The sequence below is a fragment of the Flavobacterium sp. TSSA_36 genome (genome assembly GCF_051547165.1).
In the GTDB taxonomy this organism is placed as follows: Bacteria; Bacteroidota; Bacteroidia; order Flavobacteriales; family Flavobacteriaceae; genus Flavobacterium.
This window is the reverse complement of the sequence record NZ_JBPTTP010000003.1, coordinates 238488-255705: the sequence shown is the minus strand read 5'-3', so window position 1 is coordinate 255705 and position 17218 is coordinate 238488. Positions and strand designations below refer to the sequence as shown.

At 35.1% G+C, this 17218-nt stretch carries 14 protein-coding genes; 7 read left to right on the top strand and 7 right to left on the bottom strand.

Annotated elements, in window-relative coordinates; genetic code table 11:
• The first annotated feature begins 16 nt into the window (after positions 1-16).
• The 3 genes from pyrF (at position 17) to ACSVH7_RS07720 (ending at position 2694) form a co-directional block, all read left to right on the top strand.
• On the top strand, positions 17-838 hold the full coding sequence (pyrF, locus tag ACSVH7_RS07730) for an orotidine-5'-phosphate decarboxylase (protein WP_438066142.1): 822 nt from the start codon (positions 17-19) through the stop codon (positions 836-838).
• Between the two features lie 166 nt (positions 839-1004).
• The gene (locus ACSVH7_RS07725) at positions 1005-1790 is read left to right on the top strand and encodes an ABC transporter substrate-binding protein (protein WP_438066141.1); all 786 of its coding nucleotides are present in this window, start codon (positions 1005-1007) and stop codon (positions 1788-1790) included.
• 118 nt (positions 1791-1908) lie between these two features.
• On the top strand, positions 1909-2694 hold the full coding sequence (locus ACSVH7_RS07720) for an alpha/beta fold hydrolase (protein ID WP_438066140.1): 786 nt from the start codon (positions 1909-1911) through the stop codon (positions 2692-2694).
• Between the two features lie 193 nt (positions 2695-2887).
• On the opposite strand, the gene ACSVH7_RS07715 is transcribed toward ACSVH7_RS07720, so the two are convergent.
• Together ACSVH7_RS07715 and purU are read right to left on the bottom strand one after the other, a co-directional pair.
• Entirely contained in the window at positions 2888-3604 is a 717-nt protein-coding gene (locus ACSVH7_RS07715; RefSeq protein WP_438066139.1) for a DUF4197 domain-containing protein, read from the bottom strand.
• A 30-nt stretch (positions 3605-3634) separates the two neighbouring features.
• Complete coding sequence (purU, locus tag ACSVH7_RS07710) at positions 3635-4489, bottom strand: formyltetrahydrofolate deformylase (protein WP_438066138.1); 855 nt, start codon at positions 4487-4489, stop codon at positions 3635-3637.
• A 287-nt stretch (positions 4490-4776) separates the two neighbouring features.
• Between purU and ACSVH7_RS07705 the strand changes: the two genes are divergently transcribed.
• From ACSVH7_RS07705 to ACSVH7_RS07695, 3 genes are all read left to right on the top strand, one after another.
• Positions 4777-8217 (top strand): methylmalonyl-CoA mutase family protein, encoded by a 3441-nt coding sequence (locus ACSVH7_RS07705; protein ID WP_438066137.1) that lies wholly within the window; start codon positions 4777-4779, stop codon positions 8215-8217.
• 159 nt (positions 8218-8376) lie between these two features.
• Entirely contained in the window at positions 8377-8934 is a 558-nt protein-coding gene (locus ACSVH7_RS07700) for a serine protease (RefSeq protein ID WP_438066136.1), read from the top strand.
• A gap of 12 nt (positions 8935-8946) precedes the next feature.
• Complete coding sequence (locus ACSVH7_RS07695) at positions 8947-10464, top strand: flotillin family protein (RefSeq protein WP_438066135.1); 1518 nt, start codon at positions 8947-8949, stop codon at positions 10462-10464.
• A gap of 129 nt (positions 10465-10593) precedes the next feature.
• Here the strand turns inward: ACSVH7_RS07695 and lgt are convergent, their stop codons facing one another.
• The 5 genes from lgt to ACSVH7_RS07670 form a co-directional block, all read right to left on the bottom strand.
• Complete coding sequence (gene lgt, locus ACSVH7_RS07690) at positions 10594-11544, bottom strand: prolipoprotein diacylglyceryl transferase (protein WP_438066134.1); 951 nt, start codon at positions 11542-11544, stop codon at positions 10594-10596.
• Positions 11545-11606: 62 nt separating this feature from the next.
• Positions 11607-11852: a membrane protein insertion efficiency factor YidD gene (gene yidD / locus ACSVH7_RS07685; RefSeq protein WP_438066133.1), complete on the bottom strand. Its 246-nt coding sequence runs from the start codon at positions 11850-11852 to the stop codon at positions 11607-11609.
• 215 nt (positions 11853-12067) lie between these two features.
• The gene (gene cysS, locus ACSVH7_RS07680; protein ID WP_438066132.1) at positions 12068-13546 is read right to left on the bottom strand and encodes a cysteine--tRNA ligase; all 1479 of its coding nucleotides are present in this window, start codon (positions 13544-13546) and stop codon (positions 12068-12070) included.
• A gap of 149 nt (positions 13547-13695) precedes the next feature.
• Entirely contained in the window at positions 13696-14367 is a 672-nt protein-coding gene (gene folE / locus ACSVH7_RS07675) for a GTP cyclohydrolase I FolE (RefSeq protein WP_438066131.1), read from the bottom strand.
• Positions 14368-14550: 183 nt separating this feature from the next.
• Positions 14551-15750 carry a pyridoxal phosphate-dependent aminotransferase gene (locus tag ACSVH7_RS07670; RefSeq protein WP_438066130.1) on the bottom strand — a complete coding sequence of 400 codons (1200 nt, stop codon included), beginning with the start codon at positions 15748-15750 and terminating at the stop codon, positions 14551-14553.
• Positions 15751-15876: 126 nt separating this feature from the next.
• Between ACSVH7_RS07670 and ACSVH7_RS07665 the strand changes: the two genes are divergently transcribed.
• Positions 15877-17214: a PDZ domain-containing protein gene (locus ACSVH7_RS07665; RefSeq protein ID WP_438066129.1), complete on the top strand. Its 1338-nt coding sequence runs from the start codon at positions 15877-15879 to the stop codon at positions 17212-17214.
• The last annotated feature ends 4 nt before the right edge of the window (positions 17215-17218 follow it).

The window sequence follows — 17218 nt, the reverse complement described above, 5'->3', positions numbered from 1 at the left end:
ATAAACAACTACTGTTTTGACTACACAACAACTACTAGAACAAATCCAATTGAAAAAGTCTTTTCTTTGCGTAGGCTTAGATGTTGACTTGAATAAAATACCTTCTCACTTATTAGCAACGGAAGATCCAATCTTCGAATTCAATAAAGCCATTATCGATGCGACTCACGATTTATGTGTGGCCTACAAACCCAATACGGCTTTTTTTGAAGCGTATGGCATAAAAGGTTGGCAATCGTTGCAAAGAACCATTGAATACATCAATGCCAATTACCCTGAACTCTTTACGATTGCGGATGCAAAACGTGGCGATATTGGAAATACGTCTTCAATGTACGCCAAAGCCTTTTTTGAGGATTTGAACTTTGATAGTGTAACGGTAGCACCTTATATGGGAAAAGATTCGGTGGAGCCATTTTTGGCTTTTGAGAATAAACACACCATAATGTTGGCCTTGACGTCTAACGAAGGCGCTTTTGATTTTCAAACCTTATCGGTAAATGGTACAGAATTGTACAAACAGGTTTTGGAAACCTCAAAATCTTGGAAGAACAGTCATAACTTGATGTATGTGGTTGGCGCCACCAAAGCCGAATACTTTACGGAAATTCGTAAAATTGTTCCTGATAGCTTTTTATTGGTTCCTGGTGTTGGCGCACAAGGCGGAAGTTTGTCTGAGGTTTGCAAATATGGTTTGAATAGTCAAGTTGGTTTGTTGATCAACTCGTCTAGAGCCATAATTTATGCTTCGAATAAAGAAGATTTTGCCGAAGGTGCTAGAGCAGAAGCGTTGAAAATGCAACAGGAAATGGAGGAGATTCTTAGTTTAAACGTTTAAAATTTAAGGTTTAAAAGTTTAATATTGTTTGTTGAACCGTTGCGTGCTTTGCGGTTATTTTTTTAAACATATAAGGCATTTAAGGTCATTCAAGTTTTCTTTGCTACCCTTGCGTAAATCCTTGCGACCTTTACGGTTAAATTTTTTGCGGTTAAATCCAAACAATATGAAACAACTAACAGATCAAATCGGTACTTCTCATTTTTTTGAATCGACTCCTCGTCGAATTGTTTCGTTGGTTCCTTCACAAACGGAGTTGTTGTTTGATTTAGGATTAGAAGACCAAATCGTTGGAATTACTAAGTTTTGTGTGCATCCAAAACATTTGCTTACAACCAAAAAAATAGTTGGAGGTACTAAACAAGTTCATTTTGATAAAATCAAAGCCTTACAACCTGATATCATTATCTGCAACAAAGAAGAAAATACACTAGAAATGGTGCAAGAACTTTCTGAAATTGCACCAGTTTGGGTGACCAATGTAGATACGATTGCAGATAATTTTCAAATGATTACCGATTTTGGGTTGCTTTTCGATACAACTGCTGAAGCCCAAGCCTTGAATCAAAGTATAGACTTGGCGTTGGCTGATTTTACGACTTTTATTGCAACCATTCCTACTCAAAAAGCAGCCTATTTTATTTGGAAAAAGCCATATATGGTAGCAGGATCAAGTACTTTTATCCACGAGTTGTTGCAATTGAATCGATTCAATAATTTTTTTGGTACACAATCCCGTTATCCCGAAATAGCTGTTGATGCGTCAACTCGATATGATGCTGTTGATTTGGTGTTGCTTTCTTCGGAACCTTATCCTTTTAAGAATGAAGATGTAGCCGAGTTCACTTCCTTTTTTCCAAATGCCAAAATACGTTTAGTAGATGGTGAATATTTCTCTTGGCACGGTAGCCGATTACTTAAGGCGCTTTCTTATTTTAAAGAATTACAATAAGAGTTGGTTTTGAATGTTTAAGTTGTTGTTAGTTAGTGATTTGTATTTGAGTTGCTAATTTCAACACATTGAATTGGCTTTTAAAATTATTATTCTATTTTTACAAAAAAACTAACGAATGCTTAATTACACTATCTACAAGAATGAAACAAGTACGCAATGGGTAACTTTTGTCCATGGTGCAGGAGGTAGCTCGTCGATATGGTTTAAGCAAATTCGAGATTTTCAAAAACAATACAACGTTTTACTTTTGGATCTTAGAGGACATGGCGAATCTAAGCCAACCCTGAAAGCGGCTTTTAAACAGAAATATACTTTTTCTGCTTTGGCGAATGATATTGTGGAGGTTTTAGAGCATTTGAAAATTGAACGTTCTCATTTTGTTGGTATTTCATTAGGAACGATTTTGATTCGTCAATTGGCTGAAATGTATCCGCAAAAGGTGCAAAGTATGATTTTGGGTGGTGCCATTTTGAAAATGAATTTCCGTTCTCAAATTTTAATGCGTTTGGGTAATGCTTTCAAATATGTATTGCCTTACTTGGTATTGTATCGCTTTTTTGCATTTGTTATTATGCCTAAGAAAAGTCATAAACAGTCGCGATTGTTGTTTATCAATGAAGCTAAAAAATTATACCAAAAAGAGTTTATAAAATGGTTTAAACTCACGGCCGAAATCAATCCTGTTCTGAAGTGGTTCAGACAAGTAGAGTTGAATATTCCAACACTTTATGTTATGGGAGAAGAGGATTATATGTTTTTGCCCTCTGTTCGAAAAGTAGTCGAAAATCACTATCGCTCTTCAAAGCTTTTTGTTATTGAAAAATGCGGTCATGTAGTGAATGTTGAACAACCTTTGGCTTTCAATACAGCCGTACTTTCTTTTCTAAATACAGCACAATAAAAAATGCCGACATCCAAAGACGTCGGCATTTTTATAACTAACCAAAACCAAATAATAAATAACCAGTTTATTACTCTACAAAGGTCAGGAATAAGTTAGTATGTCATTGTTAAAATTATGTTATTACTTTGTTGTCAATAAGTTAAGTCTAATTAACAACGTTTTTTTGGTAATTTTTTCTTGTTATATTATGTTAATCTTGCATAGCAAAAACCTTCTTTAAAACAGTAGAAGTTCTTGATTGTAAATCAGTTCTGATGTTTTTTTCTTCAATAGCAATCATTTTAAAAACGCCTTCTAGTGCTTTGTTGGTAACATAATCATTCAAGTCGGGATTGATTTTTGAAACCAAAGGCATCGTGTTGTATTTTTGAATGATTCCATTCCAAATTTCATCTGCACCAACTTTTCCAATGGATTGTTGCACTATAGGAATAAATTTAGCATATAATTCTTTGTTGGTGGATTGCTGTAAATAGGTTGTTGCAGCATTTTCATTACCCATCAAAATGGTTTTAGCATCTGCAATTTTAATGTTTTTTATGGCGTTTACAAACACTGGAGTTGCTTCTTTTACAGCGTCTTCTGCGGCTCTATTCAGGGCTTTAATTCCGTCATCGGCTAGCGAACCCATTCCTAGTTTACGCAATGTTTTGTCGACTTTGGTTAGCTCTTCTGGCATTACGATTTTGACCAATTCATTTTTGTAGAAACCGTCTACTTGCGTCAATTTCGAAACCTGTTCGGTGATTCCTTTGTTTAAAGCTTCTTTTAGTCCAGCAGCAATATCTACTTTTCCGTTTTTGTTTAAAATACCAGTTGCCGTTTCGGATGATTTTTTTAGAATATTTTTGAATTGAGCGTTACTAATAACAGGGAATAAAATAAGTAGGATTAAAAATTTTTTCATTAGGATTTTGGGGTTTTTTAATTGAAAAGGCTACAAAAATACTACAGTTTTGTTGTTATACACCATAGTTTTTCGTTCTGCATGCAATTTAATGGCTCTTGCCAAAACCATTCGTTCTAAATCGCGTCCTTTCATAATAAAATCTTCTATAGAGTGACTGTGGGTTACACGAGCAATATCTTGTTCGATGATTGGGCCTTCGTCCAAACCTTCTGTTACATAATGACTAGTAGCGCCAATGATTTTCACACCGCGTTTAAAAGCAGAATGATAAGGTTTTGCCCCAGGAAAAGCGGGTAAAAAGGAATGATGGATATTGATAATGTTGTTTTGGTACTTTTCTATCAGTTTCGGGGTAATGATTTGCATATAGCGCGCCAGTACAATGAAGTCGATATTGTATTTATCTAATAACTCTAATTGTCCTTTTTCTCCAATTTCTTTAATTTCTTTGGTAAAAGGAACGCAATAAAAAGGAATAGCAAATTGTTCGGCTACTTTTCTTAAATCTTCGTGATTGCTAATGATTACAGGGATTTCAAGTGGTAATTCGCCCGCACTATAACGTCCCAAAATATCGTATAGACAATGATCATATTTAGAGACAAACAAAGCCATTCTCGGTTTTTGCAGTTGTGGATAAATTTTCCAATCCATATCAAATGGAAGGGCTAGATTGGTTTCAAAATCAGCTTTTATGGCTTCGATAGGCCATTTTTCCGACTCTAATTCGCATTCCAATCGCATAAAAAAAACATTTTCATCGGCATCAACGTGTTGGTCCAAATAAATAATGTTTCCTTCTATCGAGGCGATATAGTTAGTAACTGAGGCTATAATTGACTTTTGATCTTTACAATGAATGAGGATGGTAATTTTTTGCATTTTTTCTTTTAATTGTGCTTTATTACTAGGTTTTAAAATGTTTTTATCATTAAACGTACTGAATGACTATTTTTTTGTTTATTTGAGGACAAAATCTTGTTTGTTATAGAATCAAAAGAAAACGTTTTCTTTTGATTCTATTGCGATTAGTTGTCCTTTTTTACCAAAACTAACTTATTTTTTTTAAGAAATAGCAGCATTTGGTTGTTTTATAGTAATTCAATAAAATGCTAATTTTTATTTTAAAAAATGTGTAATTTGGCGCTATTAATTATCATATTCATAAAATGGAACCACAAAAACCTTATATTCCTGTTAATAAAGTAAGAATTGTTACCGCAGCCTCTCTCTTTGATGGTCATGATGCCGCCATAAATATTATGCGCCGTATTATTCAATCAACTGGAGTGGAGGTAATTCATTTGGGGCATGATCGAAGTGTAGAAGAAGTTGTGAATACTGCCATTCAAGAAGATGCCAATGCTATTGCAATGACTTCTTATCAAGGGGGACATAACGAATATTTTAAATACATGTACGATTTGCTTCAAGAAAAAGGAGCAGGACATATCAAGATTTTTGGTGGAGGCGGAGGCGTTATTTTGCCTTCAGAAATTGAAGAATTACATCAGTACGGTATCACTAGAATTTATGCTCCAGATGACGGTCGTGCTATGGGATTACAAGGAATGATTAATGATTTGGTGGAACGTTCTGATTTTGCTATTGGTGATCAATTGTCTAATGAATTAGAATTGATAGAAAGTAAAACTCCAACTGCTATTGCGAGATTAATTTCGGCGGCTGAGAATTTTCCAGAAATTGCAAAACCAGTTTTTGATACAATTCATACTAAAAATGAAACTTCTAAAATTCCTGTTCTAGGAATCACAGGAACCGGTGGTGCAGGAAAATCCTCTTTGGTAGATGAATTGGTTCGTCGTTTTTTAATTGATTTTCCAGAGAAAACCATTGGATTAATCTCTGTAGATCCATCAAAACGTAAGACAGGTGGCGCCTTGTTAGGCGATAGAATTCGTATGAATGCAATTAATAATCCTAGAGTTTATATGCGTTCGTTGGCGACACGTCAATCTAATTTGGCTTTGTCTAAATATGTAGCCGAAGCGATTCAGGTGCTTAAGGCAGCGAAATACGATATTATTATTTTAGAAACTTCAGGAATTGGGCAATCGGATACTGAAATTATGGACCATTCAGATGTTTCATTATACGTAATGACACCTGAGTTTGGAGCAGCCACGCAATTGGAAAAAATTGACATGCTTGATTTTGCCGATTTAGTAGCCTTGAATAAATTCGATAAGCGTGGTGCTTTGGATGCGCTTAGAGATGTGAAAAAACAATACCAACGCAATCATAATTTATGGGATGTAAATCCAGATGAAATGCCGGTTTTTGGAACGATTGCTTCTCAGTTCAACGATCCAGGAATGAACACGCTCTATAAATCGATTATGGATAAAATTGTAGAGAAAACCAGTTCAGATTTACAATCGACTTTCGAAATTACTCGTGAAATGAGCGAGAAAATTTTCGTTATTCCACCACACCGCACGCGTTACTTGTCCGAAATTGCTGAGAACAACCGTAAGTATGATGAAACGGCTTTAACTCAAGAGCAAGTGGCTCAAAAGTTATACGGAATTTACAAAACGATCGAAACGGTTTCCAATAAGAAGCCAGAACTCACTAAAGCTGGAATTGATGACGCTTCTGTATTGCCATCAGCTACAGCACCACATGATGAAAATCGCATCTTTTTGAATTTACTTTTGAATCAATTCGACAAAGTAAAAATGGATTTAGATCCTTACAATTGGGAAATGATTCTGACTTGGAATGAAAAAGTAAATAAGTATAAAAATCCTGTTTATACTTTTAAAGTCAGAGATCGTGAAATCAAAATGGCGACGCATACCGAGAGTTTGTCGCATTCGCAAATTCCTAAAGTGGCTTTGCCTAAGTACCAAGCTTGGGGTGATATTTTGCGTTGGTGTTTACAAGAAAATGTTCCAGGAGAATTTCCATTTACTGCAGGATTGTATCCTTTCAAACGTGAAGGAGAAGATCCTTCTCGAATGTTTGCAGGTGAAGGTGGTCCAGAGCGAACGAACAAGCGTTTTCATTATGTAAGTGCGGGTTTACCAGCCAAAAGACTTTCAACAGCTTTTGATAGTGTGACTTTGTACGGAAACGATCCACACATTCGTCCTGATATTTATGGTAAAATTGGAAATGCTGGAGTTTCCATTTGTTGCTTGGATGATGCTAAAAAACTGTATTCTGGTTTTGATTTGGTGCACGCTATGACTTCAGTGAGTATGACTATCAATGGACCAGCGCCTATGTTGCTTGGTTTTTTTATGAATGCTGCTATCGATCAACAATGTGAGATGTATATCAAGCAGAATGATTTGCTGGAAGAAGTGGAAGCTAAAATTAAAGCGATATACCAAGAAAAAGGAGTAGAGCGTCCAAAATATCAAGGTGATTTACCAGAAGGGAATAATGGTTTGGGATTACTACTTTTGGGAGTAACCGGTGATCAAGTGTTGCCATTGGAAATTTATAATGAAATAAAAGCCAAAACACTAGCGCAAGTTCGTGGAACCGTTCAAGCCGATATTTTAAAAGAAGATCAAGCGCAAAATACTTGTATATTCTCTACGGAGTTTGCGTTGCGACTAATGGGTGATGTACAAGAATATTTCATTACTAAAAATGTTAGAAATTTTTATTCGGTTTCTATTTCGGGATATCATATCGCCGAGGCTGGGGCTAATCCTATTACGCAATTGGCTTTTACTTTGGCCAATGGTTTTACTTATGTAGAATACTACTTGAGTAGAGGAATGAATATTAATGATTTTGGACCGAATTTATCGTTCTTTTTCTCGAATGGTGTAGATCCAGAATATGCAGTTATCGGTCGTGTAGCGAGAAAAATTTGGGCGAAAGCCTTGAAAAATAAATATGGTGCCAATGAAAGAGCTCAGATGTTGAAATACCATATTCAAACTTCAGGACGTTCTTTGCATGCTCAGGAAATTGATTTCAATGATATTCGTACGACTTTGCAGGCTTTGTATGCGATTTATGACAACTGTAACTCTTTGCATACCAATGCGTATGACGAAGCTATTACAACGCCAACTGAAGAATCGGTGCGTAGAGCTATGGCTATTCAGTTGATTATTAATAAAGAGTTAGGTTTGGCTAAAAATGAAAATCCAATTCAAGGTGCTTTTATAATCGAAGAATTGACTGATTTAGTAGAAACAGCAGTTTTACAAGAATTTGATAGAATTACAGAGCGTGGTGGCGTACTTGGAGCAATGGAGACTATGTACCAACGTTCTAAAATTCAAGAAGAAAGTTTGTATTACGAGACCTTGAAACATACAGGTGAGTTCCCAATTATTGGAGTAAACACTTTTTTGAGTTCTAAAGGATCTCCAACGGTGATTCCAGCTGAAGTTATTCGTGCTACCGAAGAAGAAAAGCAATACCAAATCACCATGTTGAATAATTTGCAAAAAGCGAATGCTGATTTGGTTGCACAACATTTGAAAACCTTACAAGAAGCAGCCATTAAGAATGAAAACATGTTCGATCATTTGATGGAAGCAACAAAGGTTTGTTCTTTAGGGCAAATTACGGCTTCGTTGTTTGAAGTAGGTGGGCAGTATAGAAGAAATATGTAATCCTACTTTATTGAAATACATCATTAAAAGCTGTCTGGTATAGTCACTATTGACAGCTTTTTTTTACAAGATACTTAATGTTATTTTTTAAATAAAAAAATATTTTTTTTGTAACTTTTAATAAATGTAATCGTATAATTGTTAAATAAACTAACAATTATGAATTTCATGGATAATTATGAGCCCCTCTTGAGGGCTTTTTGGTACCTCGCTTTGCCAGTAAGTATTTTTTTTCTTCTACAAACAATTTCTACGTTTATCGGATTAAGTGGTGCTGAAACGGATACAGATACCGACGGAATAGATGGTGAGATGACCTTTGAGGTTTTTACCTTGCGTAACTTAATCAATTTTTTATTGGGCTTCAGTTGGACTGGAATATCATTTTATAATACCATTGAGAATAAAACGATATTGATTCTTATAGCTCTCATTGTGGGATTCTTTTTTGTAATCGTGTTTTTTTTATTGATCAAACAAATATTGAAACTTTCTGAAGACAACAGTTTTAAAATTGAAAATGCCATAAACAAAACTGCCGAAGTGTATCTGGCAATTCCTGAAGCTAAAACAGGTCAAGGGAAAATTCAAATTAGCATCAATGGTGCTTTTCATGAATTGAGTGCGATTACTTATTCTCCCGAAAGAATCGCAACAGGCAGTTTAGTTCGAGTAGTAGGTGTCGCGCACCATTTAGTTATTGTCGAAAAAATCTAATTTCTTATTTATATGTCACAAATCATTATTATTGTTGTAGCCGCTATCGTGCTATTTGTAACTTTTGTTGCTTTGATTTCCCGCTACAAAAGATGTCCATCCGACAAAATTTTAGTTATTTATGGAAAAACAGGTGGTACATCTGCTAAGTGTGTTCACGGTGGTGGAGCGTTTATTTGGCCTGTTATTCAAGATTATTCTTTCTTAGATTTAAAGCCTATTTCTATTGAAGCGAATTTAACCAATGCGCTTTCCAGACAAAATATTCGGGTAGATGTGCCTTGTCGTTTTACAATTGCTATTTCTACTGAAACGGATAGTATGAATACTGCTGCTGAACGTTTATTAGGTTTGGCACCAGAGCAAATTCAAGAACTAGCTAAGGATATTTTATTTGGTCAATTGCGTTTGGTTATTGCTACCATGACCATTGAAGAAATCAACTCAGATCGTGATAAATTTTTGGATAATATCTCTAAAAATGTAGATTCAGAATTAAAGAAAATTGGTTTAAAACTGATTAACGTTAACGTAACTGATATCAAAGACGAATCAGGTTATATTGAGGCTTTGGGTAAAGAAGCAGCAGCCAAAGCTATAAACGAAGCTAAAATTTCGGTAGCGGAACAAGAAAAAATTGGAGAAACTGGTAAAGCAATGGCTGATCGTGAAAAAGACGTTCAAATTGCGGAAACCCATAGAGATCGCGATGTGAAAATTGCGATAACTAACAAAGACAGAGAAGTAAGTATTGCAGCAGCATTTAAAGATGAAAGCATCGGAAAAGCAGAAGCACAACGAGATACTCGTGTAGCAACTTCAGAAGCCAATGCTGTTGCGATTCAAGGGGAAAATGAAGCTAAAATCGCTATCGCTCAATCCGAAGCCGCAAGAAGAGAAAAAGAAGCTGAAGCACTTCGTATTGCACTAGCATCAGAAAAAGTACAACAAGCCAAAGCCCTAGAAGAATCGTATTTGGCGGAACAAAAAGCAGAGACAGCACGTGCCGAAAGAGAACGTTCTACTCAAAATGCTAATATTGTTATTCCAGCTGAAATTGCTAAGCAAAAAGCAGTGATTGATGCACAAGCAGAGGCTGAAAAAACCAGGGAGTTGGCCAAAGGTGAGGCGGATGCAATTTTTGCAAAGATGGAAGCTGAAGCGAAAGGTCTTTATGAAATTTTGACTAAACAAGCCGAAGGATATCGTGAAGTAGTAAGTGCTGCAGGTGGAGATCCGACTAAGGCATTCCAATTGCTATTAATTGAGAAATTACCAGAATTGGTGAAAACACAAGTAGAAGCCGTTAAAAATATTAAAATTGATAAAATCACCGTTTGGGATTCAGGAAACAATGCCGATGGCAATGGTTCAACAGCCAATTTTGTATCAGGAATGATGAAAACCGTTCCGCCATTGAATGATTTATTCAATATGGCAGGATTGAATTTGCCGACCTATTTAAAAGGTGAAAACGACCCGAAAGAACCCTTACATTCCATCGATGCTTCAACGGAAAATGAAGTATAATGCAGCTTCTCCACGAATTTAATAGAATAAAATAGTCTCAATTAGGTTCGAAAAGTAGATCTAAAATAAAAAGGTAGCTTTCTTAAATTTGAAAGCTACCTTTTTTGTTTGTATTATTATTTTGAATTTTTACGCCTCTTTCTTCGCTTTAATCACAAAGTATAAGCCAATAAGTATAAACGGAATACTCAACCATTGTCCCGTAGAGAGAATGTTGCCTAAATCACTTTCAAATCCACCTTGACTTTCTTTTACTGACTCAACAATGATGCGCACGGTAAATAAAAGTATTAAAAACAAGCCAAATAAAAACCCCGGTTTTTTACTAGCATCCGTTTTCCAATACAAGAAAAACAAAATGGCAAAAACGAAGATGTAACCAAAAGCTTCATACAATTGCGTAGGGTGTTTTGCTGGCACTTGTGCTAGTATATCCGCAAATCTCGGATCGGTAGCAATTGCAGTATAAGCCTCGTTTGGGTTAGCAATCCCAGTAGCATTGACTACATCTCTGGGACTAAATTGATCTCTCAAAAATCGAATTCCAAATGAAGAAGTGGTTTCTTTTCCGATGATTTCTGAATTGAAAAAGTTACCCAAACGCACTAATATTGCTCCACTCGCCACTGGAATCACCACGCGATCTAAGATCCATAATTGTGGACGTTTCAAAATATTTTTGCTGTAAAAATACATGGCAATTACAATAGTAATTGCGGCGCCATGACTGGCTAATCCTGTAAAACCGGTAAACTCCCAGCCACTAATGAACCCTAGTAAATTGCCGTTGGCATTTTCTCGAATAGGAAGGGCAATTTCTACCAAATGATTGCGATAATATTCCCAATCATAAAAGAACACATGGCCCAATCGCGCCCCAGCTAAAGTAGCCAATACGGTCCATATAAAAAGCGAATCTAATTTTTCGATCGATTCTCCTTCACGATCAAAAATATGTTTCATCAGGTACCAACCCAAACCAAAAGCCACTACAAACATGAGGCTGTAGTAACGAATCATGAAAAAGCCCAAATCAATTCCTTCTGTTGGATTCCAAACAAGGTGTAAATCGTGTGTCATTATGTTTTTTGTTTTTCGTAAAAATAAAGATTTTATGTAATAAAAATATCAAATTTCCATTACTATTTGTGTTCGCATTTTTTTTTGGGTACCGGATCATATCCCTTTCCGCCCCATGGATGGCAACTCAAAATTCGTTTGATGCCTAAGTAACCGCCATAAAGAAAACCATGAGTTTGCAACGCCTGAATCATGTAACTTGAACAAGTCGGTTCATAACGACAAGCTGCAGGTGTAAAAGGTGAAATAGCACCCTTATAAAACCGAACCAATACAATCAGCGGATAAGTAAGTATTCGATTCAACATACATTCAGATTCAAAAAATTAGGAAAGTAAGCAGTTTTAGGAGCAGCAAACAAAGGGAATTTCAGTAAACTTGGGTCCCGCTGTCCGTTATATCTTTGCCTTTTTAAAGAAAAAAGGCAAAGGATGCCACTCCCATCGGGGCTAAAAGGATAGAAATTGTTTTTTTTGGAAACTTTAAGCTTCTAATTTCTAACCTCTAATTTCTAACTTTTGAATTATAAACTAAAAGTAGTGCCTTCTTTTCCGTCCTTCAACTGAATGCCTAGCGTCAATAATTGATCTCTAATTTGGTCAGAAAGCGCAAAGTTCTTGTTTTCTCTGGCTTGTTTTCTCATATCAATCAATAACTGAACGGTGCCTTCTAATTTATCGTTACTGCTATCGGTAATTTTTTCATTCTCAAGACCTAAAACATCAAAAACAAAAGCTTCTATAGCGGTGGTGAATACTACCAAATCTGCTGCTGTTATAGTTTCCTTACCATCTTTGATGACATTAATATAACGAACGCCTTCAAATAAATGTGCAATCAAAATTGGCGTATTGAAATCATCATTCATCGCATCATAACACAATTGTTTCCAATCTTCAATCACAATAGACGACTGAGCGCTTGTAGGTAAGTCTTTCAATAACGAAAGAGCTTCCATTAATCGTTTGTATCCTTTTTCGGCCGCCACAATAGCATCATCCGAAAAATCAAGAATGCTTCTATAATGTGCTTGTAACATAAAGAAACGGGTAACTGAAGCAGAGAAAGGTTTACTCAAAATAGTATTGTCTCCGGTCAAAATTTCTCCTGGCAAAATATTATTTCCAGTCGATTTCGCCATTTTTTTACCGTTTAAAGTAAGCATATTAGCATGCATCCAATAATTTACTGGTGTGTGTCCCGTGCAAGCTTCATTTTGCGCGATTTCACATTCGTGATGTGGGAATTTCAAATCCATTCCACCACCGTGAATATCAAAATGATTGCCTAAGTATTTAGTGCTCATTGCAGTACATTCTAAATGCCAGCCTGGGAATCCATCACTCCAGGGCGAAGGCCAACGCATAATATGTTGAGGCTCCGCTTTTTTCCATAAAGCAAAATCTTGAGGATTTCGTTTGTCGGATTGACCGTCTAGGTCTCTAGTATTGGCCAACATATCCTCAATGTTTCTACCGCTCAGGATACCGTAGTTGTGGTCTTTGTTATATTTTACCACATCAAAATAAATAGAACCATTGGCTTCATATGCAAAACCATTGTCTATTATTTTCTTGATAATTTCAATTTGCTCAATAATATGTCCAGTAGCCGTAGGTTCAATACTCGGAGGTAAAAAATTAAAAGCGCTCAAAATACGATGAAAATCAACAGTATAACGTTGAACCACTTCCATCGGTTCTAGTTGTTCTAATCTTGCTTTTTTTGCAATTTTATCTTCTCCTTCATCCACATCATCCACGATATGACCTACATCGGTAATGTTACGAACATAGCGAACTTTATACTCCAAATGCAATAAATAACGGAAAATCACATCAAATGACATAAACGTTCTTACATTTCCTAAGTGCACATTACTGTAAACTGTGGGACCACAAACATACATTCCTACATTTCCTTCGTGAACGGGTACAAATGGTTCTTTTTCTCCAGATAGAGAATTGTATATTTTTAGGGGTTGATGGTTGTATAAAGGCATTTCTTTTTGTTTAACAGTTTAACGGTTTAATGTTTAACGTTGAATTATTGATTGCAAACTTATGATTGGTGATTGCTTATTTGAAAAAGTTAACAATCTGTTGTCTATCGATTAACTATTTAACCGATTGAACAACAGAACATAAACTCTTAGAATTTTGTTTCTAGTTTAATGTAATCCAAAAATTCTCTCCTAGTTTGAGCTTCTTTGAATTTTCCGCCAAATTCAGAGGTTACCGTACTACTTTCGATATCTTTTATTCCTCTAGAATTCACGCAAAGATGTTTGGCATCTATTACACAAGCAACATCTTCTGTTCCTAAAGCATATTGCAATTCTTGAACAATTTGCATCGTCAAACGCTCTTGTACTTGAGGTCTTTTTGCATAATATTCAACAATTCTATTCATCTTAGACAAGCCAATTACAGTGCCTTTCGAAATATAAGCCACATGTGCTCTTCCTATAATGGGTAACAAATGATGTTCGCAGGTAGAGTACAAGGTGATGTTTTTTTCAACCAACATCTCACCATATTTGTAGTTGTTATCAAAGGTTGAGGCTTTTGGTTTTTTATTTGGATTTAAACCTCCAAAAATTTCTTTCACAAACATTTTTGCTACACGATTTGGAGTGCCTTTTAAGCTGTCATCTGTTAAATCCATACCCAAAGTAAGCAACATATTTTCTACATCTTTCTTGATGCGCTCAATTTTTTCTTCATCCGTAATAGCAAAAGCATCTTCTCTTATCGGATTATTAGCGTTGGTACTAATATGATTATTTCCTATTTCGTCTTGGAATTCTTCGTTATTTGTCATTAAAAATTACTATTTGTTGGGTGTGTATTTTTCAAGGGGTAAAGATAAATAATAAATAGTAACAAATTCAATCGCTTGAGGGAATTAATTGCCTAGTTTTTCGTAATATTTGGATTCTATTTTTAACAAAAAAAGACAATAACTCCTTTGAATTATTGTCTTTTTAGTATCAGTTCTTTGTTTCTAAGAATGTTGGTTGTATTCTTTTATTGCTTCTTTTAGAATGTGAACTGCTTTTATGAGTTCGTTTTTACTTAAAACATACGCAATACGAACTTGATTTAAGCCCACACCAGGTGTAGAATAAAAACCAGCGGCAGGCGCTACCATTACCGTTTCGCCATTAAACTCATAGGTTTCTAAAAGCCATTGTGCAAAATCGTCGGCATTATCAATAGGGAGTTGGGCAATACAATAAAAAGCTGCTTTTGGACTTTTTACTAGTACTCCATCTATTTTGTTAAGCTCATTGATTAAAATGTCTCTTCTTTCTTTGTATTCTGAAATTACTTCGTCAAAATAACTTTTTGGCGTGTCAATAGCAGCTTCACAGGCAATTTGTTCAATGGTAGGTGGACACAAACGCGCTTGTGCAAATTTCATGGAAGCGGCAATAACTTCTTTGTTTTTGGTTACCAAGCAGCCTATTCTAGCGCCACACATACTGTATCTTTTGGAAACAGAATCAATCATAATGACATTTTGTTCAATTCCTTTTAGGTTCATTACAGAGAAATGTTGGTCTTTCTCGTCGTAAATAAATTCGCGATATACTTCATCAGCAATAAGGAAGAGATCATATTTTTTAACCAATGCGCCAAGCTGATTGATTTCAGATTCGGAATAGAGATAACCGGTTGGATTATTGGGGTTGCATATTAATATTGCTTTCGTTTTACTGGTAATGGCTTTTTCAAATTCTTCAATCGTTGGAAGGGTAAAACCACTTTCAATGTTTGAAATTACCGGAACAACTCGTGCGCTTGACTCAGCCGAAAAAGCACTGTAGTTAGCATAAAAAGGTTCAGGGATAATGATTTCGTCTTCAGGGTCCATGATGCTACCTAAGGCAAATAGTAAAGCCTCAGAACCTCCTGTTGTAATCATAATGTCCTCAGTAGCTACTGAAACATTTTGATTTTGATAAAATTGGGCTAATTTTTTTCTATAGCTTTCATAACCAGCGGATGGTCCATATTCGATAATATCTAGTTGTATATTTTTGATAGCCTCAATTGCAAGGTCGGGACTTTTAATATCGGGTTGACCAATGTTTAAATGATAGACTTTGCGTCCTTTTGATTTGGCCAATTCTGCAAAAGGAGCTAATTTTCGAATTGGTGATTCAGGCATTTTTTTACCTCTGATTGAAATACTAGGCATGTTTTTTATAATTTGGTGCAAAATTGCGATTTTTTTTCCAAATTAAATGTAAATTTAAGTCCTATTTGTTATCAGATTATAACAAATATGTTGTATTTTTTGTAATATTACAGAAACTCTTTTTAAATGAGAATAACCCTTTTTTTTCTATTTTTTTTTCTGGGACAGTATACTAATCGTGCTCAAGAAGGGTTTCAATTTTTGGCTAATCAAACGCAAGCTGAAATTCCTTTTCAGTTGATTAATAATCTGATTTTTATCCCAATAACAGTTAACGGTGTTGAACTTAATTTTTTATTGGATACGGGAGTAGAGGAGACTTTATTATTTAGTTTGGATGATAAAAAAGAACTCAACCTATTCAATGTAGATAAAATTCAACTTAGGGGTTTGGGGAGTAATGAGTCTATTGAGGGATTGAAGTCTTCGAATAATTATATGTTTGTAAGAGGATTAGTCTCTACAAAGCAAATTTTTTATATCATTTTAGACCAAAATTTCAATCTCTCCTCACATATTGGGATTCCTGTAAATGGAATTATTGGAACACAATTTTTTAAAAATAATTTGGTTGAAATTGATTATTTGAGAAAGAAAATTTCAGTCTCAAAACCCAATCCTAAATATCAGCAAAAATTAAATAAGCAATTTGTGAGCTTTCCTGTTTCAATCGAAAAAGCAAAACCATACTTTAATGTTCAGCTGAAAATGCAGGATGTTTATATTGAATCTAAAATGTTGATTGATATAGGCAATAGCGATGCAATTTGGATTTTTCAAAACTACACTGCAGGAATTACTGTGCCTGAGAAAAATTTTGACGATTTTTTAGGCAAAGGATTTAGTGGAGATATAGAAGGTAAAAGAGCCAAAATAAGTGAATTAAAAATGGCTAATTTTAAGTTTAGTACTCCAATTGTCGCATTTCCAGACTCGAGTTCGTTGAAACACGTTAAAATGGTTGAGAATAGAGTAGGGTCTATCGGAGCTGAAATTTTTAGGAGGTTTAGGGTTGTTTTTGATTATGAAAGAGGGACTATCTATCTTAAGAAAAATGCGAACTTCAAATCTCATTTTAAATACAATAAAAGCGGTATTGAAATTGAGCAAAATGGTTTGAAATGGGTAGAGGATTATATAAAACTTGAAAATAATCTTTTGACTGCAAGTGGTTTTGAGCAACAAGAATCAAATAAAGTAACTGTAAGAAATGAGTACAAATATAAATTTGAATTAAAACCCAATTATGTTATTGCTAATATCCGTAAAAAATCAGCTGCTGAAAAATGTGGATTAAAAGTAGGAGATGAGATTGTTTCCATTGGTGGAACTCCGGTTTTTAGGTATACGCTACAGAAAATTAATAGTTTATTTATGGAGGAAGATGAAAAAAGTATTACAATGGTAGTACTAAGAGATAAAAAACAATTAAAGTTCGCTTTCAAGCTAGAAAACGAACTTTAAACTA